Below are 1,325 nucleotides of genomic sequence, written 5' to 3'. Positions count from 1 at the left end.
GTTGCTTCGGCAGTACCTGCCCAAGGGCATGTGCTTGAAGGGGCTGACCCAAGCCGAGTGCGACCGCATTGCGGGTGAACTCAACAGCCGGCCAAGAGAAAGACTAGGATTCAGGACTCCGGCCGAAGCATTCGGCCGTCCGCGGGGTGTTGCACTTCAACGTTGAACTCAAGCGGCAGGCRGCTCGACATTGCGCGTTCCCTTCCGATGCWGCYKACCCTTGCCCKTGTTGCTTCGCGATGGCAGATGCCGTTGGGGTGRCATGKACACAARACTCRGRCTTSGGAGATGGCTTGWGAGGGGCAAGGRCAGAGGCGAGAYGAGCAAGGGAAAACGTAGAATYCGGCCCCCAAACTGACGCCCATGCTACTAATTTTGGAAACTCCTGTCGCCTCCGCAACAAAAGCCAACAAACGAACTACCGCKCGCAAAGCGACGCCGGCAGCCAGCGAACCGAAGACACTGCCAAAGGCGGAGCCCATTAGGACGCTTCTTGTAGCCGCGTGCGGCTGGCCTACRGACGCCGCTCTGCCGGTTAACCAMCGCGCTGCGAAGCGTTGAAGCACACAGGCCCTTGTTTTCTGCCGCTTAACGTTCGACGTAAGGGGCGGTCTGCGCCTTGGCGCAGAACGTCCCCTTGACGGAGGGGTTAGGGCGCAGCGTGATCGCGCTGAACGGCATGCCCAATTCTTACCTCTTTGGATGCAAGCGTTTTAACCAAGAATTTTGGCCGGACATCAACCGACTGAAGGCTCATGCGATCAAACCACGCAAACCGCAGCGACCGATGACCTTCTGTTCCAAGGTATGGACCTTGCGACATGGCGAGGGGCGAAATTGGGTCAGGAGTGGCAGCAAAGTACAGGCCGACTTCATGATGGGGCTTGCCAGCATAGAGGAAGAAGTTCKCGGCGACGCCGAGGAGCTCGCCACACTCGACCTTAACCCCCAACTCTTCGGAGAACTCTCTGACGATGGCTTCGGCTGCCGTTTCGCCCAACTCGACTCTGCCGCCTGGCAGTGCCCAGAAATTATCGCCCTCAAGCTGATGGAGGAGAACGTGGTTGCCTCGCAGGACGACTGCGGCTGTGCGGAAATGGAACTGGTGTGTTCCGGCATTGAAGGAGATCATTGCGCTCTAACGTTCGACGTAAGGGGCGGMCCGCTGGCGGGACGTCCCCTTGACGGAGGGGTTAGGCACCAGGCGATTCATGCTCGCCGGGGGAAGACGCGCTTCTGCACCCACACCACCAAGAAAAGGAAAGCGCCTGCGACGGCCACCTTGACGACGGAACCTTGGACTAAAGCTGACCATGTGCTAAGGG

1 protein-coding gene and 1 pseudogene are annotated in these 1,325 nt (G+C 59.3%); one reads left to right on the top strand and one right to left on the bottom strand.

Going from position 1 to position 1,325, the window contains the following annotated elements:
- A pseudogene (locus tag AC1DYI_RS35875) lies at positions 1–166 on the top strand (IS30 family transposase); the annotation flags it as partial.
- A gap of 483 nt (positions 167–649) precedes the next feature.
- On the opposite strand, the gene AC1DYI_RS35870 reads toward AC1DYI_RS35875, so the two are convergent.
- Positions 650–1,132: an NUDIX hydrolase gene (locus AC1DYI_RS35870; RefSeq protein ID WP_477208855.1), complete on the bottom strand. Its 483-nt coding sequence runs from the start codon at positions 1,130–1,132 to the stop codon at positions 650–652.
- Between the last annotated feature and the right edge of the window lie 193 nt (positions 1,133–1,325).

The sequence above is a fragment of the Ideonella sp. P3_A4 genome (assembly GCF_056403075.1).
This window is presented reverse-complemented; position numbering and strand designations above follow the sequence as displayed.